Below are 15,721 nucleotides of genomic sequence, written 5' to 3'. Positions count from 1 at the left end.
CCTGATTGCCAGTCTGGGCGACAGTGAGCGGCTGGAAGTGGCGATGGTCGGCAGTGAAGGGATGCTGGGAATGCCCTTGATCCTGGGGCTCGATGAGTCGCCCTTGCGCGCTCTGGTGCAGGGAGCCGGTTCGGCACTGCGCATGCCGGCGGCGGCCTTGGGCCGTCACCTGGAGCAGTGCCCTGCGCTTCAGGCGCTGCTGAAGCGCTATCTCTATGTGCTGATGCACCAGCTCACCCAGGTGGCGGCATGTACCCACTTTCATCAGGTCGAGGCGCGCCTGGCGCGCTGGCTGCTGATGACTCAGGATCGTGCGCACTCGGATCGGCTGCATCTTACCCACGAGTTTCTGGCCATGATGCTGGGGGTCCGTCGTGCCGGCATCACCCTGGCCGCCATGGCGCTTCAGGGGCGCCGGTTGATCCGCTATCAGCGGGGGGATATCACGGTGCTGGATCGGGCGGGCCTGATCGAGGCCGCCTGTGGCTGCTATGCCGCCGATCGAAGCATCTACCGTCGGGTCATCACCGAAGGAGGCGCGCTAGCCGGAACGTCCTGATGGTGCTCCGGAGACGATCACGCTGATATCCTGGCTCATCGATCCTCCTAGCCATCTGCGGTGCGGTCGGGTAGTGAGCCTGGAAGGCTCGTCGAGTTCCTCCGTGGCCGTGGTGCCATCCACTTTCGCCGGGATCACCAAGCGCGCGGTGCGTTCCACCTGCGTACCGACGGCGGAGCGATTGTTGGCGCCCATGATAAGATCGCCCTCCCAGTGACCATCGATCAGGTGATGGCCGAGGCCGAAGCGCTGCAGCCTACTCCTCGCGGAGCCGAGATTATCGTCTACCTGCCATGCGTCACCTATGCAGTTGCGGCATGGGTGGCCACTGACCTTTACCGTGTCACCGGGGAAGGATTCGGATACCCGCCACTTCATTCCTACCATGGACCATTACACTCCGGGACTAAACACCTAGCCCCGTGCACCAAACGCCTCATGGAACGTGACCACTCCGCTGGGGAACGATGGTCCAAACGACAATGCCTGAAAATACTCCGGTGGCACATCAGACAGTATCAAGCTGGATTCAGGCTTGAAGCCGAAACGTGAGTAATACGCTGGATCTCCCACCAATACACAGCCAGCCGCGCCTTGCTCCTGCAATAGACGCAGAGCACTGTGCATGAGGAGACTGCCGATGCCTTTTCTTTGAAGTTCCGGCTTGACCGAGATTGGGCCGAGCCCATACCAGCCCTCAGAACCATCCGAGATCGAAACCGGCGATACCGCCACATGGCCTACGACTTCTCCCTCCTGCTCAGCCACGAGCGAGATGGCAAGGGCACCAGCCTTGCGCAGGCCATCAACAATGAACTGTTCGGTATGCGCCACGTGTGGCGCGTTAAGGAACGCAACGCGCGTTAGGTCGTGGACGGCTGCAGCATCTGAAGATAACTCCTGACGGACAAGCAGGTTCATCGCACACTCTCTCTCGAGGGCTAACAGTTCAGAATTCCCTGGGAAGGCCGCTTTGGGTCGATAGCAGCCATAACAACATCGGCATTCGCTTGGGAAATGGTTATCAGCCGTTTCACAAACAAATGCCGCCCAGCCGATGAGGAGTCGTGGAATCTCGCTGCCATGTCGCGTTCCCTGCTTTCCTGAAGCGCCTCGTTAGAGGGTCGTTTTCCTTGTGGCAGACCCAGCCTAGCTCAGTCGGCTTAGGGCCGCCATCGCCGAAACGTCGAGACCCGCCCCCTCATGAAAACGCCCCCGGCGAGTCGTATGATGAGAAGGCACGCCACATTCAAAGGAGGGAACGACGATGATCAGCGAAACCGACAAGCAGCACCTCGAGCGCTGCGTGGAACTGGCCGAGGAGGCCCTGGAGGCCGGCGACGAACCGTTCGGCTCGGTGCTGGTGAGCGGCGACGGCGCGGTGCTGGTCGAGGACCACAACCACGTGGCCGGCGGCGATGCCACCCAGCACCCGGAGTTCTTCCTGGCCCGCTGGGCCGCGGAGAACCTGCCCCCGGAGGAGCGCGCCCGGGCCACCGTCTACACCTCAGGCGAGCACTGCCCGATGTGCGCGGCCGCCCACGGCTGGGTGGGGCTGGGGCGCATCGTCTACGCCAGCTCTTCCGAGCAGCTCGGCGGCTGGCTCAAGGAGATGGGCATCGCCCCGCCGCCCGTGAACACCCTGCCGATCCAGGAGATCGTGCCGAGTGCGACGGTCGAGGGGCCGGTGCCGGAACTCGCCGAAAGGGTCCACGCCCTGCATCGCCGCCTGCACGGGGTCTGAGCCACTGCCCCACCCCGGCGCCGCGCCGCGTTGAGCAAAGTGTCGTGGCTCAGGCGCCGGGAGTCAGACGTCGGACTCCGCCGTGAGGCCGAGCCGATCGAGGATGCGATAGGCCTCGGGCCGCGCTTCGCCCGCTGCTGGTTCGCTTCGTCCGACAGGCGCTTCCAGCCCCTCCGCCAGCCGCACGGCGGCAGCCGACACGGTGAGACCGAGCGCACCCGCGGCGTCGCGGCGGGCCTCTGCCATGCCCTCAAACAGCCGAGCCTCGAGGGCCGGGCGCTGGTGCGCCTCCTGCAGTTTCAACAGGGCGAGCTCGCCGCCGACGAGCCCGGCGAGCCCCGCGGCGGTGGTCGCCGCGCCCACCATCAGGGCGCCGGGGCCGGTGGGCGCCGTCACCGCCGCCGCGGCCCCGCCACTGGCCAGCGAACGGGCGGCCCCGGCCCCCAGCCGCGTCGCCAGGGCGCGCAGCGCCACCCGGCCGCCCTGCCCCACGGCCCCTGCCGCCAGCCTGCGCGCCAGGGGCCGCCCGACCATCAGTCCGATGCCGCTGCCGCCCAGCGCGGCCGCCTGCCAGCGGCGGGCGTCCAGCGTGGTCAGCAGCGCCTCGTCCATCCGGCCATCCAGATCAATGGTTAGCGGCGCCACTCCAGGCGCCTCCGCGCCAGAAACACTCCGCGGGGCGTAGCGTTCAAGCAGCGTCGCACTCATCGCCTCCACCACGGCCCGCTGCTCGCGGGCGAGCCGCGCCGCATGCGCCGTCTGGAGGTCGGCCAGGGCCGTCTCGATGCCGCTCGCCTCGATCAGCCGCCGCTGGCGCTGGGCCTCGAGCCAGGTGGCCGGGTCGCCGGCGAGCCCCATCGCCAGTCGCAGGTAGCTGCCGCCCAGGGAGAAGTACCAGTCGAGATAGCCCGGCACCGCCGCCTCAAGCGGCGCGAAGGCCTGAGCCAGGCGGGCCTCGGTCCAGGACGCCATGCGGGCGGCCAGCGCCGTCTCGGCCTCGGCGGCGAGCCGCTCGAGATCGCGAGAGAAGGCGGCGTGGGCCTCGGCCTCCAGGGTCAGCGACTCGCCCGCGACGATCACCCGGTAGAGCGGCGCCTGACTGCGCGTCTCGAGAACGCGATGGCCGGCCTCGAGCGCCGCCAGCAGCAGGAGCACCATCAGGGTCGAGAGCGCCCAGCCGCGCCAGCGGGAGGCACGCGCCGGGGCGCGCCCGGCAGGCGGGGTCACGGCCTCGCGGCTCTCGCTCACGGTCGCGTCTCCCGATCGGTGGCCGGCGCCGGCTCGCCCGACGGCCCCCTGCGGGGCGAGCGGCCCTCGCGGCGCAGCGCCTCGGCGCCCACCAGCAGGCGAACATAGGCCCAGGCCACGGCGCCCTGGGTGAGCAGCAGCACCAGCCAGCCCAGCACCGCCACCGGCGTGGCGAGGTGAAGGCGCTCCACGGCGTTCTGCATGGCCCACTGCCGGGTGAGCTCGGCGCTGGCGGCCAGCCGCTCGAAGACGCCGAGCAGCCCGCCACCCTCGCCGGCCGCCAGGTGGCGGGTGATCGCCTCCTCCCAGCCAAGCTCGACCAGCCACGGCTGGGGCAGCCAGAGCGCCGCCAGCACCATCGCCAGGGCCAGCAGCGCGGCGATGGGCGCCACCAGCAGGCGACGGGTCACCGCCGGCAGGTACTCGGCCACGACATGGCGAGATAGCCGCCGCCGCAGACGGTGTCTGGCCAGCACCAGCGCGGGCAGCGCGGCCAGCAGCAGCGGCCACTCCGCCAGGGAGAGCAGGCGCAGGTCGACCAGCAGCACCAGGGCGAGCAGCGCGCCGACGAGCTGGTGGCGCAGCACCATCAGCGCCCCGCCCTCGAGCCAGCGCCGCCAAGGGGAGTCGTCGCGCAGGTACTGGCCGAGCCAGGCCCGCCGCCGCAGCCGGGCGGCCTCGAGGCTGCCGACCACGATCAGCTGGGTGGCCACCACCCAGACCGGCAGGAAGAGCGCGCCGGCCCAGTCGTCGCTCGAAAACGACCAGACCAGCAGCATCAGTGCCGCCAGGGCCAGGTGGCCGTGGCGGCGCAGCGGCCCACTGATCGTCCCGCGCCCCGCCATCAGGCCAGCGGCGAGAGGGCCTGCTCGACGAACGCCTCGCAGCGGGCGCGCGCCGGCCGGTCCCTCAGGCCCGCCCAGTAGGCCTCGAACTCGGGCCGCCGCGGCACGGTGCCGAAGTGCATGCCCCAGCCGAGGTGGGAGCCGACGTAGACGTCCGCCGCGCTGAAGCGGTCGCCGGCGATATAGCGACGCCCGGCGACCGCGGCGGAGAGGGTGTCGAACACCGCCCAGACGTCGCCGCAGCCGAGCTGTACCTGCTGCTCGGGCGTGGGATGCACGCCCAGCAGCCCGAGCCCCAGGGCAGCCTCCAGCGGCCCGGCGGTGAAGAACAGCCAGCGGTAGTAGTCGGCCCGCTCGGCGGGCGGCGGCGCCAGCCCGGCCTCGGGAAAGGCGTCGGCGAGGTAGGCGCAGATCGCGGCGGCCTCGGTGACCACCGCGTCGCCGTGGCGGATCGCCGGCACCTTGCCCATGGGGTTGAGCGCCAGATAGTCGGGCGACTTCATGGGGGGGCCGTACTCGAGCACCACGGTGCGATAGGAGACGCCGAGCTCCTCGAGCATCCAGTGGACGATGCCGCCCCGGGAGAGCGGATTGGTGTAGAAGATCAGCTCACCCGACGCCCGCGGGGCGGGGTCCGCCAGTGACGCAGGAGGCAGCGCGATGTCGGGCGGCAGCACATAGCCCTGGCCAGCCTCGTTGACGACCTCGACCCCCACCGCCCGCAGCGTGGCGATGTCCTGATAAAGGGTCCGCAGGGTGATGCCCAACAGCTCGGCAAGCTCGGGTCCGCCGATCGGGTCCGTGCGGTGGCGCAACACCCGGATCAGGGCTTGCAGGCGGATCGTGCGGGACATGGCTGGCTCCTTGCGTGCCTGGCACGCGTCGCTCTCATGTGGCGGCGGGGCATCTTGCCGTCGCCGGTCGTTCGGGTCGATTCTGGTCTGCCATGCGCCTCGCGGCAACGGCCACACAGTAGTGAGCTTGGCGCCATCATGCCTTCACCAGGAGGGCCAGCGCCAGATGCCCCGGTCCAGAAAGCGCAGGCCCTCGGGGTTGCACTAGAATGCCGGGAGGCGCAGGGCAAGGGGCCCGCGCCGGGCCGGTTTCCCCAGGGGGCGCCATGAACATGCGACGTGCGCTGTGGGTCTTCGCCACCACGCTCATCCTCGTCGGCTGTGCCGCCAGCCCCTACGGCACCCCGCCGGCTACCTCGGACCCCTGGGAACTGGTCCATTCCGCAAGGGCCTGGCTGGAACAGGGTCGACCCCGGGGCGCCCTCCCCAGTCTTCATCAGGCACAACGACACCTGGAAGGCCTCGATCCAGAGGAACGGGACTACCGACACCTCGAGGCGGCGATCATGAACGAGTACGGGCGGGTCTACGAGATGACCAGCGACCTGGACGAGGCGGAGGTGGCCCTGCGGGAAGCCGGCAGGATCAGTGACACGATTCCCGAGATCCGTCCTTTGGCGTTCGATATCCACTACAACCTGTCGACGGTGCTCGAGCGTCAGGAGAGGCCCGAGGAGAGCTGCACGTCTCTGCGTCGGGCCCATGCCACGATCATCGATCTGGGCGAGAACCCGTCACCGCCACCGGAGGGCTATGGTGGCCATCGCCAGGCGTTCATCGACCAGACCGTGATGCCCAGGATCGAGGCGCGCGCAGACCGCATCGACTGTCGGCTCTGAAGAAACGGCGGGCCAGGACACCGTGTCATGTGCCGGGTCCTGGGCCCGACTCAACGCCCCTGGGCACCTCGACGCAGCCAGTCATGCACGAAGACCAGCTTGCGGCGGGAGATGTCCGACAGCACGAAGGGGTAGAGATCGGACAGTCCCATGGCGCGGTTGACGTGGTTGACCCCCGCCACCAGCGTGGCCGCGACATGGATCAGACGCTCGGCGTCTGGCTCCACGTAGGGGTCCCAGGAGGCGCTCGGCAGTTCCGGCGAGGAGAGGCCCGCCGCGACGAAGCTGTCGGTGATATCGGTCAGGTGCAACAGGTGGGCGGCGGTCTCGGCCCAGTCCTCATGGGGATGCGCGGAGGCATAGGAGGTCAGGAAGCTCATGCGCCAGCCGGGCGGCGGGCCGTTGTGGTAATGGCGCTGGAGCGCGGCGGGATAATCCGCCCGCTCATCGCCGAACATCTCCCGGAAGGCCGCCAGGAAATCCTCCCGCAGGCTGAGACGCCACCAGAGCATATGCGCGATCTCATGGCGCATGTGGCCGATCATGGTGCGGTAGGGCTCTTCCAGGGCCTCTCGACGGGTGATGCTCAGGACCGGGTCTGCCTCGGCCACGCTGATCGTCACCACGCCCCCGACATGGCCCATGGGCACCGGGGTCGGGCCCTCGGCCAGCATGTGAAACACGGGACGAGCGCCGGGGTCCTCGGGTCGGAACCAGTGCCAGCGGCCCAGGTTGTCGAGCACCCAGCGCTTGGCGGCCTCGGTCTGCGCCCAGTTGGGCATGGCATTGGGGATGGCGGGGGCCGGTGCCAGCTCGGTCATCGCACAGGACCGGCAGAAGGCGCCCTGTTCGGGCGCGATCCAGTTGCAGCCGATGACCTCGCGGTTGGCACAGAAGGGCGGCATGGGCAGGAAGGTCCTGGCCTGCGGGTCATAGGCCACGGGCGTTCCGTCGGCGGTGGCCAGGTTGTCGAACCAGATGGATCCGGCACCGACCGGGTTGGCAAAGACACGCATGAGGCAGGGACTCCGTGGGCACGACGGGCCAGGTGGCACGACGCAATGTCATTTCATCCTGCTCTTTCCGGGGTCCCCGATCAACCGTCCGGAGGGTGACGCCCGGCAGGACCCGAACGCGTCGCCTGGGAGGTGACGAGGGACGGCGGGGGCCATCCCTCGTCACCTCCATCGCAGGCTTCGAAGCGAGAGCATTCCTGCCGCTCCGTCATGCCGAGGGCATCAGATCTCGAAGCCCAGGCCGAAGTCCTCGGCGCCGATCGCCATCAGCGTCTCGCCCCCCGCCTCGAGGGCGGCCTTGTGGGCGCGGGTCCGCGGCAGCAGGCGCTGGTAGTAGAAGCGCGCGGTATCCAGTTTGGCGCGGTAGAAGGCGGCCTCGTCCCCGCCCTCGGCCAGGGCGGCGCGGGCCTGCCGGGCGGCCCGGGCGAAGAGGTAGGCCAGGGTCACGTAGCCCGCGTACATCAGGTAGTCGACGCTGGCCGCGCCGACCTCCTCGCGGTCGCTCATGGCCTTCATGCCCACGCCCATGGTCAGCTCGCCCCACTCCCGGTTCAGCTTGGCCAGCGGGCGCACGAACTCGGCGAGCTCGGCGTTGCCCTCCTCGGCCTGGCAGAACTGGTGGATCTCCTTGGTGAAGACCTTGAGGGTCTCGCCCTGGCTCATCAGCACCTTGCGGCCGAGCAGGTCAAGGGCCTGGATGCCGGTGGTGCCCTCGTAAAGGCGGGTGATGCGCGCGTCGCGCACCAGCTGCTCCATGCCCCACTCCTGGATGAAGCCGTGGCCGCCGAAGACCTGCACCCCCTCGTTGGTGGCCTCGAAGCCGACCTCGGTGAGGAAGGCCTTGACGATCGGCGTCAGCAGGCCGAGCAGGGTCTCGGCGCGTTCCTTCTCGGCGGCGTCGGTCCCGTGCTCGACCAGGTCGATCATCTGCGCGGTATAGAGCACCAGCATCCGGCCGCCCTCGGCGAAGGCCTTCTGGGTCAGGAGCATGCGGCGCACGTCCGGGTGGACGATGATCGGGTCGGCGGGCTTCTCCGGGGCCTTGGGGCCGGCCAGCGCGCGCATCTGCAGGCGGTCGCGGGCGTAGGCCAGGGCGTTCTGGAAGCTGGCCTCGGTGAGGCCGAGCCCCTGGATGCCCACGCCGATGCGCGCGGCGTTCATCATGGTGAACATGCAGGCCAGGCCCTTGTGGGGCGCGCCCACCAGGAAGCCGCGGGCGGTGTCGAAGTTCATCACGCAGGTGGCGTTGCCGTGGATGCCCATCTTGTGCTCGAGGGAGCCGCAGGTGACGCCGTTGCGCTCCCCAGGGTTACCGTCACCGTCGGGCAGGAACTTGGGCACCACGAACAGCGAGATGCCCTTGGAGCCCGCCGGGGCGTCCGGCAGCTTGGCCAGCACCAGGTGGACGATGTTCTCGGCCAGGTCGTGGTCGCCGGCGGAGATGAAGATCTTGGTGCCGGTGATCGCATAGCTGCCGTCGTCATGGGGCACGGCGCGGGTCTTGATCAGCCCCAGGTCGGTGCCGCAGTGGGGCTCGGTCAGGCACATGGTGCCGGTCCAGCTGCCCTCGACCAGCTTGGTCAGGTAGGTGGCCTTCTGCGCCTCGCTGCCGTGGTGACGCAGGGCGTCGGCGGCGCCGTGGGAGAGCCCCGGGTACATGCCCCAGGCCAGGTTGGTGGCGCAGATCATCTCGTTGAGCACCATGCCGAGCGAGGCCGGCAGGCCCTGGCCGCCGTGCTCCGCCTCGGCGGCGAGCCCCGGCCAGCCGCCCTCCACGTACTGGGCGTAGGCCTGCTTGAAGCCCTTCGGCGCCTTCACCTCGCCGCCCTCCAGCCGGCAACCCTCGCGGTCGCCGCTCTGGTTCAGCGGCAGCAGCACCTCGCGGGCGAAGCGTCCCCCCTCCTCCAGGATGGCGTCCACCACGTCGGGGGTGGCGTCCTCGCCGCCCGGCAGGCGCGCATAGTGGGCCGGGTAGTCGAGCATCTCGTCCATCACGAAGCGCAGGTCGCGCAGGGGGGCCTGGTAGTCGGGCATGTCGTCTCTCCTGAAGGGGGCTGAACGGGCTCGCCGGGGATCGGGCGCAGCCAGCGGCAACGGCCGCTTTCAAACATGTGTTTGAAATTATCCCTCCACCCGACATGAGTCAAGCGCTCGTTTTAAAAACTGGAAGTCGGCGTGAACCTGCCAGCCCTATAGAAAACACCCCCGCAGCAAGGCTGCGAGGGTGTTCCTCATCACGCTTCGAGCTTATGGCTTACAGCTCCCGGCATAGCCGGATTACTGCATGCGAATGCCGCCGTCCAGGCGAATCACCTCGCCGTTGAGCATGGGGTTGGTGACGATCTGCTCGGCCAGGCGAGCGAACTCCGCGGGCTTGCCCAGGCGCTTGGGGAAGGGCACGGCGGCGGCCAGGGCCTGGGCGGCTTCGTCGGGGATCTCGCTCATCATCGGCGTCTCGAAGACGCCGGGGGCGATGGCCATCACCCGCACGCCGTGGCGCGAGAGCTCGCGCGCCGCGGGCAGGCTCATGCCCACCACCCCGGCCTTGGAGGCGCTGTAGGCGCATTGCCCCACCTGGCCGTCGAAGGCGGCGACGGAGGCAGTATTGATGATCACGCCGCGCTCGCCATCCTCGCCGGGTTCATTCTTCGCCATGGCGGCCGCGGCCAGGCGCATCACGTTGAAGGTGCCCACCAGGTTGATCTGGAGGGTGCGCTGGTAGGCCTCGAGATCGGCGGGGTTGCCCTCGCGATCGACCAGCTTGCCCACGCTCACCACGCCGGCGCAGTGCACCACCCCGGCGAGGCCGCGCCCCTCGGAGAGGGCCACGGCGGCCTCGACGGCCGCCTGGATGTCGTCGCCGGAGGTGACGTCGCCGCGCACCGCGCGGGCCGCCTCGCCCAGCGTCTCGGCGTGGGCCTCGACCGCGTCGCTCAAGTCGCAGAGCACCACCCGGCCGCCCCCGGCGACCAGTCGTTCGGCGGTGGCCGCGCCCAGCCCGGAGGCGGCGCCGGTGATCAGGAAGGTATTGTCCTTCACGTTCATGCAGGGTTCCTCGATGTCAGGTGACGGGTGCACCGCTCGCCTTGTCGGAGGCGTCGGCGCGCAGTTTGAAGCGCTGGATCTTTCCGCTGGGGGTCTTGGGAAGCACGTCGACGAACTCGATCACCCGCGGGAAGGCGTGGGTCGAGAGCCGCTCGCGCACCTGCTGGCGAATCTCGTCGGCCAGCGCGTCGCTCGCCTCATACCCCTCGCGCAGCACCACGTAGGACTTGATGACCTCACCGCGGATCTCGTCGGGCTGGCCCACGGCGGCCGACTCGGCGACCGCTGGGTGGGTCATCACGCTATTCTCCACGTCGGTCGGGCCGACCCGGTAGCCGGACGTGGTGATGATGTCGTCGTCGCGACCGGCGAACTGGAAGGTGCCGTCCTCGTTTCTGATCACCACGTCGCCGGTGAGGTAATAGCCCTCGGCGAAGGGGTGCTTCTCCTGCCAGGTGTAGCCGGCGAAGAAGTGCGCCGGGGAATTGGCGATATCCACGGCCAGCACGCCCGGCTCTCCCGACGGCAGCTCGTTGTATTCGGCATCGAGGATCGCCAGGCGGTAGCCGGGCATCGGCACCCCCATCGCGCCGACGTGCTTGGGGTGGTCCAGGGCATGGTGGTTGTTGCAGGTCATGCCGGTCTCGGTCTGGCCGTAGTGGTCCATCACCGGGCATCCCAGCGAGCGTTCCACCCAGGTCACCACCTCGGTGTTGAGCGGCTCGCCGGCGGAGCTTGCCGCGCGCAGCTCGAGGGTCTGGTGGGCATCGTCGAACAGCCCCGAGGCCTTCATCAGGCGATAGGCGGTGGGCGCGGCGGCGAAGTTGGTGATGCCATGGCGCTTCATGAAGGCCAGCGCCCCTTCGGCGCTGAAGCCCGCCTCGCAGAAGTGGGTGGTCACGCCCAGCAGCAGCGGGCCGGCGATGGCGTAGTAGAGGCCGTAGGCCCAGCCCGGGTCGGCCATGTTCCAGAAGCGGTCGCTGTCGCGCAGGTCGACGGCGAGCTCCATGTAGAGCGCGAAGGCCGGCATCGCGGAGAGCGGCACCGCCACGCCCTTGGGCTTGCCCACGGTGCCAGAGGTGAACATCTGCAGGAAGGGGGCCTCGCGAGGCAGCCGCGGCGGCTCGGCCTCGAGGGGCGCGTGGGCCATCGCCTGGGCCCAGTCCCGGTCGTCGGCGTGCTGCTCATCGGGGCCGCCCACGGCGAGTACCGGCGGGCACTGCGAGAGGCCATCGAACTTGAAGCGGTTGGCGTGATCGGTGATCACGAGCTTGGTATCGGCCCGACCCAGGCGATAGTCCACGGCGTCCGGGCCGAAGGCGGTGAACAGCGGCTGGTAGACCGCGCCGATGCGCCAGGTGGCCACCACCGCCACCAGCAGCTGCGGCGTACGCGGCAGCATGCAGGCGATGCGATCCCCCGCACCCAGCCCCTGCTCGGCGAACCAGCCGGCGAGGCGCGCGCTCTGGGCCTCCAGCTCGGCATAGCTCAGGGTGGTGACCGTGCCCTGGGCATCCTCCTGGATCAGTGCCGGCACCTCGCCCCGGCCGGCGCGCACGTGGCGCCCGCAGCAGGACTCGAAGGCGTTGGCGCGGCCATCGCGATGGTCATCGAGGCGCGCGATGACCTCATCGACGGAAAACGACTCGAGATAGCTCGCGTAGTCGGTAAGGGATTGCTCGGGATGGGTGCTCATGTTCTGCCCTCTCGCGGTTTGTGATTGTTGTATCGGCAAACGGTGGCGGCCATGGAAATGGGCGGACGCTGGCGTGCCCAGGCTTGCGTGGTTATTTTGCAGTTAACGTAAGCGTAAACCTAGCAAGCGTTCGGTACACGCTAGTGGCAACCGGGGAAGGGGGCAAGCCCTGAGCGACAAGAAGGGACTAGACGATGGTCGAGCGGGGCGGAGCGATGGGGCGTCGCGCCGCCCGAGGGATCACGCGGGGCGCTGGGTGATCATGGCGACCAGCTCATGGGCCAGGTCGTCCGGCGAGCGCGGCCCGGCGGGGTCGTACCAGCGCACCGTCCAGTTCAGCGCGCCCATCACGAAGCGGGAGACCAGGAAACGGTCGCCGTGGATCAGGTCGGCCTCCAGCGCCTCGTCAATCACCGCCTCCCAGAGCGCCTCGTAGGCATCGCGCAAGTGACTCAGGTGATCGCGGGCCTCGGGGTCGAGGCGGCGCCACTCGTAGAGGGCGACCACGTGGGCGTTGCGGTCGGTGAGCAGGGTCTCCAGGTGCGCGCGAGCCATGGCCTGCAACCGCGCCTCGGCGGTGTGGTCACAGTCGTCGAGGGCCGCCCTGGCGATGATCAGGGCATTCTGGGTGCCCTCCTCGATCACCGCCGCGAGGATCTCCTGCTTGTCGCGAAAATGGTGAAAGAGGCTACCGGACTTGATACCCATCTCCTGAGCGAGCATGCGCACGGTCGTCCGGTCGAAGCCCTCCTGGACGAACAACTGGGCGGCCTGGCGGGTCAATTCCTTGCGGCGCGGGGAGTCATTCATTACATTCATTGGGATTTACACTAGCGCTTGCTTGGTTGACCCTGAGAAGACCACAGGCCCGACGCCGGGTCAACGCGAGGCAACCGCCCGAACGACAAGCCCTTAAAGACAAGACCTTGAGGCAAGGTTCTTGATACCAGGCCGTTAACGCAACGCCTCAAGCGACAAGCACCCAACAACGACAACCCTCATCCTGTCCGGCCAGCGCCGGACACCTCGGGAGCCATGCCATGAGCCAGTCCAACGATATCGTCTTCCTGTCTGCCACCCGCACGCCCATGGGCGGCATGCTCGGCAGCCTCACAAGTCTCACCGCCCCCGAGCTCGGGGCCACGGCCATTCGCGCCGCCATCGAGCGCGCCGGCATCGCAGCCGATGCCATCGACGAGGGCATCATGGGCTGCGTGCTGCCCGCCGGCGTCAAGCAGGGGCCGGCCCGCCAGGCCATGCGCCAGGCCGGCATCCCCGATGCCAGCGGCGCCACCACCATCAACAAGCTGTGCGGCTCGGGCATGAAGGCCGCCATGCTGGCCCACGACCTGATCCGCGCCGGCAGCGGCGAGGTGATGCTGGCCGGGGGCATGGAGTCCATGTCCAACGCGCCCCACGTGCTCACCAAGGCCCGCGCCGGCTATCGCCTGGGTCACGGGGAGCTGAAGGACCACATGTTCCTGGACGGCCTCGAGGATGCCGAGACCGGCAAGCTGATGGGCGTCTTCGCCCAGGACGTCGCCAGCCAGCGCGACTACGGTCGCGAGCGCCTCGACGACTTCGCCATCGCGTCGCTGGAGCGCGCCATGGAGGCGACCAAAGCCGGCCACCTGGACGCCGAGATGGCGCCGGTCACCGTCACCAGCCGCCAGGGCGAGAGCGTGGTCGACCACGACGAGCAGCCCTTCCAGGCCAAGCTCGACAAGATTCGCGCCCTGCGTCCGGCCTTCGCCAAGGACGGCACCATCACCGCGGCCAACTCCAGCTCCATCTCCGACGGTGCCTCGGCCCTGATCATGGCCAGCCAGGCGGCGGCCGACCGGCTCGGCGCCAGGCCCATCGCGCGGATGCTCGGCCACAGCACCCACTCGCGTCACCCGAGCGAGTTCACCATCGCCCCGGTGGGCGCCATCGACAAGCTGATGAAGAAGCTCGACTGGGGCGTGAACGACGTCGACCTGTTCGAGATCAACGAGGCCTTCGCGGTGGTCACGCTGATGGCCATGGACGACCTGGGGCTGCCCCACGACAAGGTCAACGTGTTCGGCGGCGCCTGCGCCCAGGGCCACCCGATCGGCTCCACCGGCTCGCGGATCATCGCCACCCTGATTCACGCCCTGCGCACCAAGGGCGGCAAGCGCGGCATCGCGAGCCTGTGCATCGGCGGCGGCGAGGCGACCGCCGTGGCCGTGGAGCTGATCGACTGATCGAGGGGCGACGCTTCCCACTCCCCCACACCTCACCCGCCTGCTCTGCCACGCGCCCGCCCTACGGCGGGCGCGCTCACTTGGCAGGTAGTTTCAGGAACGAGGCGCCGAGAGGCGCTCCAGGCGCAGCCGCTCGCGGCCGTCGAACAGCCGTCGGCTGCCCGCCGCCACCGCCGCCAGGGTGCCGAATCCGGTGCCCAGGGTGATGGTGAACATCACCAGTATCTGGTACTTCACCGCCAGCGCCGGCGGGCTACCGGCGAGTATCTGGCCGGTCATCATGCCCGGCAGGCTGACCACCCCGGCGGCGGCCATGGCGTTGATCATCGGCATCATGCCGCTTCTCATCGCCTCCCGGCGGATATCACCGATCGCCTCCTGCCAGCGCTGGCCGAGCATCAACCGGTTCTCGATCACCGCGCGCTGCTGCCAGGCCGTGTCGGTGAGGCGGTCCAGGGCCAGGGCGACCCCGGTCATGGTGTTGCCGAGCATCATGCCGAGTAGCGGGATGGCGTACTGGGGCCGATACCAGGGCTCGGGGCCGATGATCACGGTGAGCGTCAACACGGTGACGGTGAACGACGACAGGAACATCGCCACGGTGCCAATGCCGAAGGCCCAGCCACCGCGCAGCCGGCGCCTCTGGCGGGCCATCACCTCGCGCCCGGCGATCAACAGCATGCCGAGCGCCATCAGCGCCACCCAATGGAAACGGGCCGCCGAGAAGAGCGCCTCGAGCACCAGGCCGACCAGGCCGAGCTGGATCACCGTGCGCGCCGCGGCGATCAGCAGGCTGCGCCCCATCCCCAGCCGGGCGGCGACCGTGCAGCCGGCGAGCGCCACCACCATCAGGGCCGCCAGGGCCAGCTGCCACCAGGCCAGCGCGATCACGCCCATGCGCCCGCCTCCTCGAGTCGATGCCCGACGATGCGCCGATGATGATCGGCCACCCGGGCGATCTGCGCCGGGTCATGGGCGACCCAGATCACCGGCCAGGCGCGCGCGCGGATCCGCGCGCAGAGCCACGCCTCGACCCGGCGAGTGGTGGCGTCGTCCAGGTTGGCGGTGGGCTCGTCGAGCAGCAGCGCCGAGGGCTCGCGGCTCAGCGCCCTCAACAGCGCCAGGCGCTGTTTCTCGCCCGAGGAGAGCCGCGCGACCTGCCAGTCGAGCACCTCGGGGGCGAAGCCCAGGGCCTCGAGGTCGTCGAGACGCGCGTCGGGCAGGTGCTCGCCCAGCGACTCGGCCCACCAGTGGCTCTCCGCCGGCACCAGCATCACCCGGGCGCGCCAGGCGTGCCCGGCGATCGACGCCTGGGCCGTCTCGCCGAGCCAGGCCTCGCCGCCGTGGGGCTCCAGGTCGGCCACGGCGCGCAGCAGCCGGCTCTTGCCCGAGCCGCTGGTACCGGACAGGCAGAGGATCTCGCCGGGGTCGAGGGTCAGGCTGACGGCGTCGAGATCGCCGATGCTCAGCCGATCCAGGCGCAAGGCATCATTGGCGGGCATGCAGGCCTCCATGGCGCAGGTTCTTCACGCCGCAGGCCTCGAGACCGGCAACGTCACGTCCCGAAGGGAGCACGTGGAGCCGAGCATAGCAGCTCCCGGCCGCCGGGCCGGCGAGACGATTGATGACATATGGAACATCATATAT

The 15,721-nt window shown here is 69.2% G+C and carries 15 protein-coding genes and 1 pseudogene; 4 read left to right on the top strand and 12 right to left on the bottom strand.

Translation table 11 applies throughout. The features are described from left to right. On the top strand, positions 1 to 559 hold a 559-nt coding region (locus ABE957_RS04980; RefSeq protein ID WP_349757570.1), incomplete at its 5' end, for a Crp/Fnr family transcriptional regulator. 102 nt (positions 560 to 661) lie between these two features. On the opposite strand, the pseudogene ABE957_RS04975 reads toward ABE957_RS04980, so the two are convergent. Together ABE957_RS04975 and ABE957_RS04970 are read right to left on the bottom strand one after the other, a co-directional pair. Continuing rightward, positions 662 to 787: pseudogene (locus tag ABE957_RS04975) on the bottom strand (IS30 family transposase); the annotation flags it as partial. 186 nt (positions 788 to 973) lie between these two features. Next, the gene (locus tag ABE957_RS04970) at positions 974 to 1,480 is read right to left on the bottom strand and encodes a GNAT family N-acetyltransferase (protein ID WP_349757569.1); all 507 of its coding nucleotides are present in this window, start codon (positions 1,478 to 1,480) and stop codon (positions 974 to 976) included. Positions 1,481 to 1,826: 346 nt separating this feature from the next. Here ABE957_RS04970 and ABE957_RS04965 point away from each other — a divergent pair, with 346 nt between their 5' ends. Further along, positions 1,827 to 2,303, top strand: a complete 477-nt coding sequence (locus tag ABE957_RS04965; protein WP_349757568.1) for a nucleoside deaminase — start codon at positions 1,827 to 1,829, stop codon at positions 2,301 to 2,303. Between the two features lie 63 nt (positions 2,304 to 2,366). On the opposite strand, the gene ABE957_RS04960 is transcribed toward ABE957_RS04965, so the two are convergent. From ABE957_RS04960 to ABE957_RS04950, 3 genes are read right to left on the bottom strand one after another with little or no spacing between them, the layout of a single operon-like run. Further along, positions 2,367 to 3,551 carry a hypothetical protein gene (locus ABE957_RS04960; protein WP_349757567.1) on the bottom strand — a complete coding sequence of 395 codons (1,185 nt, stop codon included), beginning with the start codon at positions 3,549 to 3,551 and terminating at the stop codon, positions 2,367 to 2,369. Beyond that, complete coding sequence (locus ABE957_RS04955; protein ID WP_349757566.1) at positions 3,548 to 4,396, bottom strand: hypothetical protein; 849 nt, start codon at positions 4,394 to 4,396, stop codon at positions 3,548 to 3,550. The genes ABE957_RS04960 and ABE957_RS04955 overlap by 4 nt, the downstream gene beginning before the upstream one ends. Next, entirely contained in the window at positions 4,396 to 5,250 is an 855-nt protein-coding gene (locus ABE957_RS04950; protein WP_349757565.1) for an HTH domain-containing protein, read from the bottom strand. Before ABE957_RS04950 ends, ABE957_RS04955 begins: the two co-directional genes overlap by 1 nt. A 266-nt stretch (positions 5,251 to 5,516) precedes the next feature. On the opposite strand from ABE957_RS04950, the gene ABE957_RS04945 reads away from it, so the two are divergent. Then, positions 5,517 to 6,089: a hypothetical protein gene (locus tag ABE957_RS04945; protein WP_349757564.1), complete on the top strand. Its 573-nt coding sequence runs from the start codon at positions 5,517 to 5,519 to the stop codon at positions 6,087 to 6,089. A 50-nt stretch (positions 6,090 to 6,139) separates the two neighbouring features. Here the strand turns inward: ABE957_RS04945 and ABE957_RS04940 are convergent, their stop codons facing one another. From ABE957_RS04940 to ABE957_RS04920, 5 genes are all read right to left on the bottom strand, one after another. Further along, on the bottom strand, positions 6,140 to 7,105 hold the full coding sequence (locus tag ABE957_RS04940) for a zinc-binding metallopeptidase family protein (protein WP_349757563.1): 966 nt from the start codon (positions 7,103 to 7,105) through the stop codon (positions 6,140 to 6,142). Between the two features lie 222 nt (positions 7,106 to 7,327). Continuing rightward, positions 7,328 to 9,139, bottom strand: a complete 1,812-nt coding sequence (locus ABE957_RS04935) for an acyl-CoA dehydrogenase C-terminal domain-containing protein (RefSeq protein ID WP_349757562.1) — start codon at positions 9,137 to 9,139, stop codon at positions 7,328 to 7,330. Positions 9,140 to 9,382: 243 nt separating this feature from the next. Then, complete coding sequence (locus ABE957_RS04930; RefSeq protein ID WP_349757561.1) at positions 9,383 to 10,150, bottom strand: SDR family NAD(P)-dependent oxidoreductase; 768 nt, start codon at positions 10,148 to 10,150, stop codon at positions 9,383 to 9,385. A gap of 16 nt (positions 10,151 to 10,166) precedes the next feature. Next, on the bottom strand, positions 10,167 to 11,846 hold the full coding sequence (locus ABE957_RS04925; RefSeq protein WP_349757560.1) for an AMP-binding protein: 1,680 nt from the start codon (positions 11,844 to 11,846) through the stop codon (positions 10,167 to 10,169). 240 nt (positions 11,847 to 12,086) lie between these two features. Then, positions 12,087 to 12,656, bottom strand: a complete 570-nt coding sequence (locus ABE957_RS04920; protein ID WP_349757559.1) for a TetR/AcrR family transcriptional regulator — start codon at positions 12,654 to 12,656, stop codon at positions 12,087 to 12,089. A 230-nt stretch (positions 12,657 to 12,886) separates the two neighbouring features. Here ABE957_RS04920 and ABE957_RS04915 point away from each other — a divergent pair, with 230 nt between their 5' ends. Continuing rightward, a complete protein-coding gene (locus ABE957_RS04915; protein ID WP_349757558.1) occupies positions 12,887 to 14,074 on the top strand; it encodes an acetyl-CoA C-acyltransferase in 1,188 nt (395 codons plus the stop codon). A 93-nt stretch (positions 14,075 to 14,167) separates the two neighbouring features. Here ABE957_RS04915 and ABE957_RS04910 read toward each other — a convergent pair whose 3' ends face one another. Both ABE957_RS04910 and ABE957_RS04905 read right to left on the bottom strand, forming a co-directional pair. After that, positions 14,168 to 14,971, bottom strand: a complete 804-nt coding sequence (locus tag ABE957_RS04910; RefSeq protein WP_349757557.1) for an ABC transporter permease — start codon at positions 14,969 to 14,971, stop codon at positions 14,168 to 14,170. Further along, on the bottom strand, positions 14,962 to 15,576 hold the full coding sequence (locus ABE957_RS04905; RefSeq protein WP_349757556.1) for an ABC transporter ATP-binding protein: 615 nt from the start codon (positions 15,574 to 15,576) through the stop codon (positions 14,962 to 14,964). Before ABE957_RS04905 ends, ABE957_RS04910 begins: the two co-directional genes overlap by 10 nt. Positions 15,577 to 15,721 lie beyond the last annotated feature (145 nt).

Source organism: Halomonas pelophila (assembly GCF_040196315.1).
Taxonomy (GTDB): domain Bacteria; phylum Pseudomonadota; class Gammaproteobacteria; order Pseudomonadales; family Halomonadaceae; genus Halomonas; species Halomonas pelophila.
Note: the sequence above shows the minus strand (reverse complement) of the source record. Positions and strands in the feature narration are given on the sequence as shown.

Excerpts from the sequence above, each read along its gene's own strand:
- ABE957_RS04970 (WP_349757569.1), bottom strand. The coding sequence starts at position 1,480 with ATGAACCTGCTTGTCCGTCAGGAGTTATCTTCAGATGCTGCAGCCGTC.
- ABE957_RS04965 (WP_349757568.1), top strand. The coding sequence starts at position 1,827 with ATGATCAGCGAAACCGACAAGCAGCACCTCGAGCGCTGCGTGGAACTG.
- ABE957_RS04955 (WP_349757566.1), bottom strand. The coding sequence starts at position 4,396 with ATGGCGGGGCGCGGGACGATCAGTGGGCCGCTGCGCCGCCACGGCCAC.
- ABE957_RS04950 (WP_349757565.1), bottom strand. The coding sequence starts at position 5,250 with ATGTCCCGCACGATCCGCCTGCAAGCCCTGATCCGGGTGTTGCGCCAC.
- ABE957_RS04945 (WP_349757564.1), top strand. The coding sequence starts at position 5,517 with ATGAACATGCGACGTGCGCTGTGGGTCTTCGCCACCACGCTCATCCTC.
- ABE957_RS04940 (WP_349757563.1), bottom strand. The coding sequence starts at position 7,105 with ATGCGTGTCTTTGCCAACCCGGTCGGTGCCGGATCCATCTGGTTCGAC.
- ABE957_RS04935 (WP_349757562.1), bottom strand. The coding sequence starts at position 9,139 with ATGCCCGACTACCAGGCCCCCCTGCGCGACCTGCGCTTCGTGATGGAC.
- ABE957_RS04930 (WP_349757561.1), bottom strand. The coding sequence starts at position 10,150 with ATGAACGTGAAGGACAATACCTTCCTGATCACCGGCGCCGCCTCCGGG.
- ABE957_RS04925 (WP_349757560.1), bottom strand. The coding sequence starts at position 11,846 with ATGAGCACCCATCCCGAGCAATCCCTTACCGACTACGCGAGCTATCTC.
- ABE957_RS04920 (WP_349757559.1), bottom strand. The coding sequence starts at position 12,656 with ATGAATGACTCCCCGCGCCGCAAGGAATTGACCCGCCAGGCCGCCCAG.
- ABE957_RS04915 (WP_349757558.1), top strand. The coding sequence starts at position 12,887 with ATGAGCCAGTCCAACGATATCGTCTTCCTGTCTGCCACCCGCACGCCC.
- ABE957_RS04910 (WP_349757557.1), bottom strand. The coding sequence starts at position 14,971 with ATGGGCGTGATCGCGCTGGCCTGGTGGCAGCTGGCCCTGGCGGCCCTG.
- ABE957_RS04905 (WP_349757556.1), bottom strand. The coding sequence starts at position 15,576 with ATGCCCGCCAATGATGCCTTGCGCCTGGATCGGCTGAGCATCGGCGAT.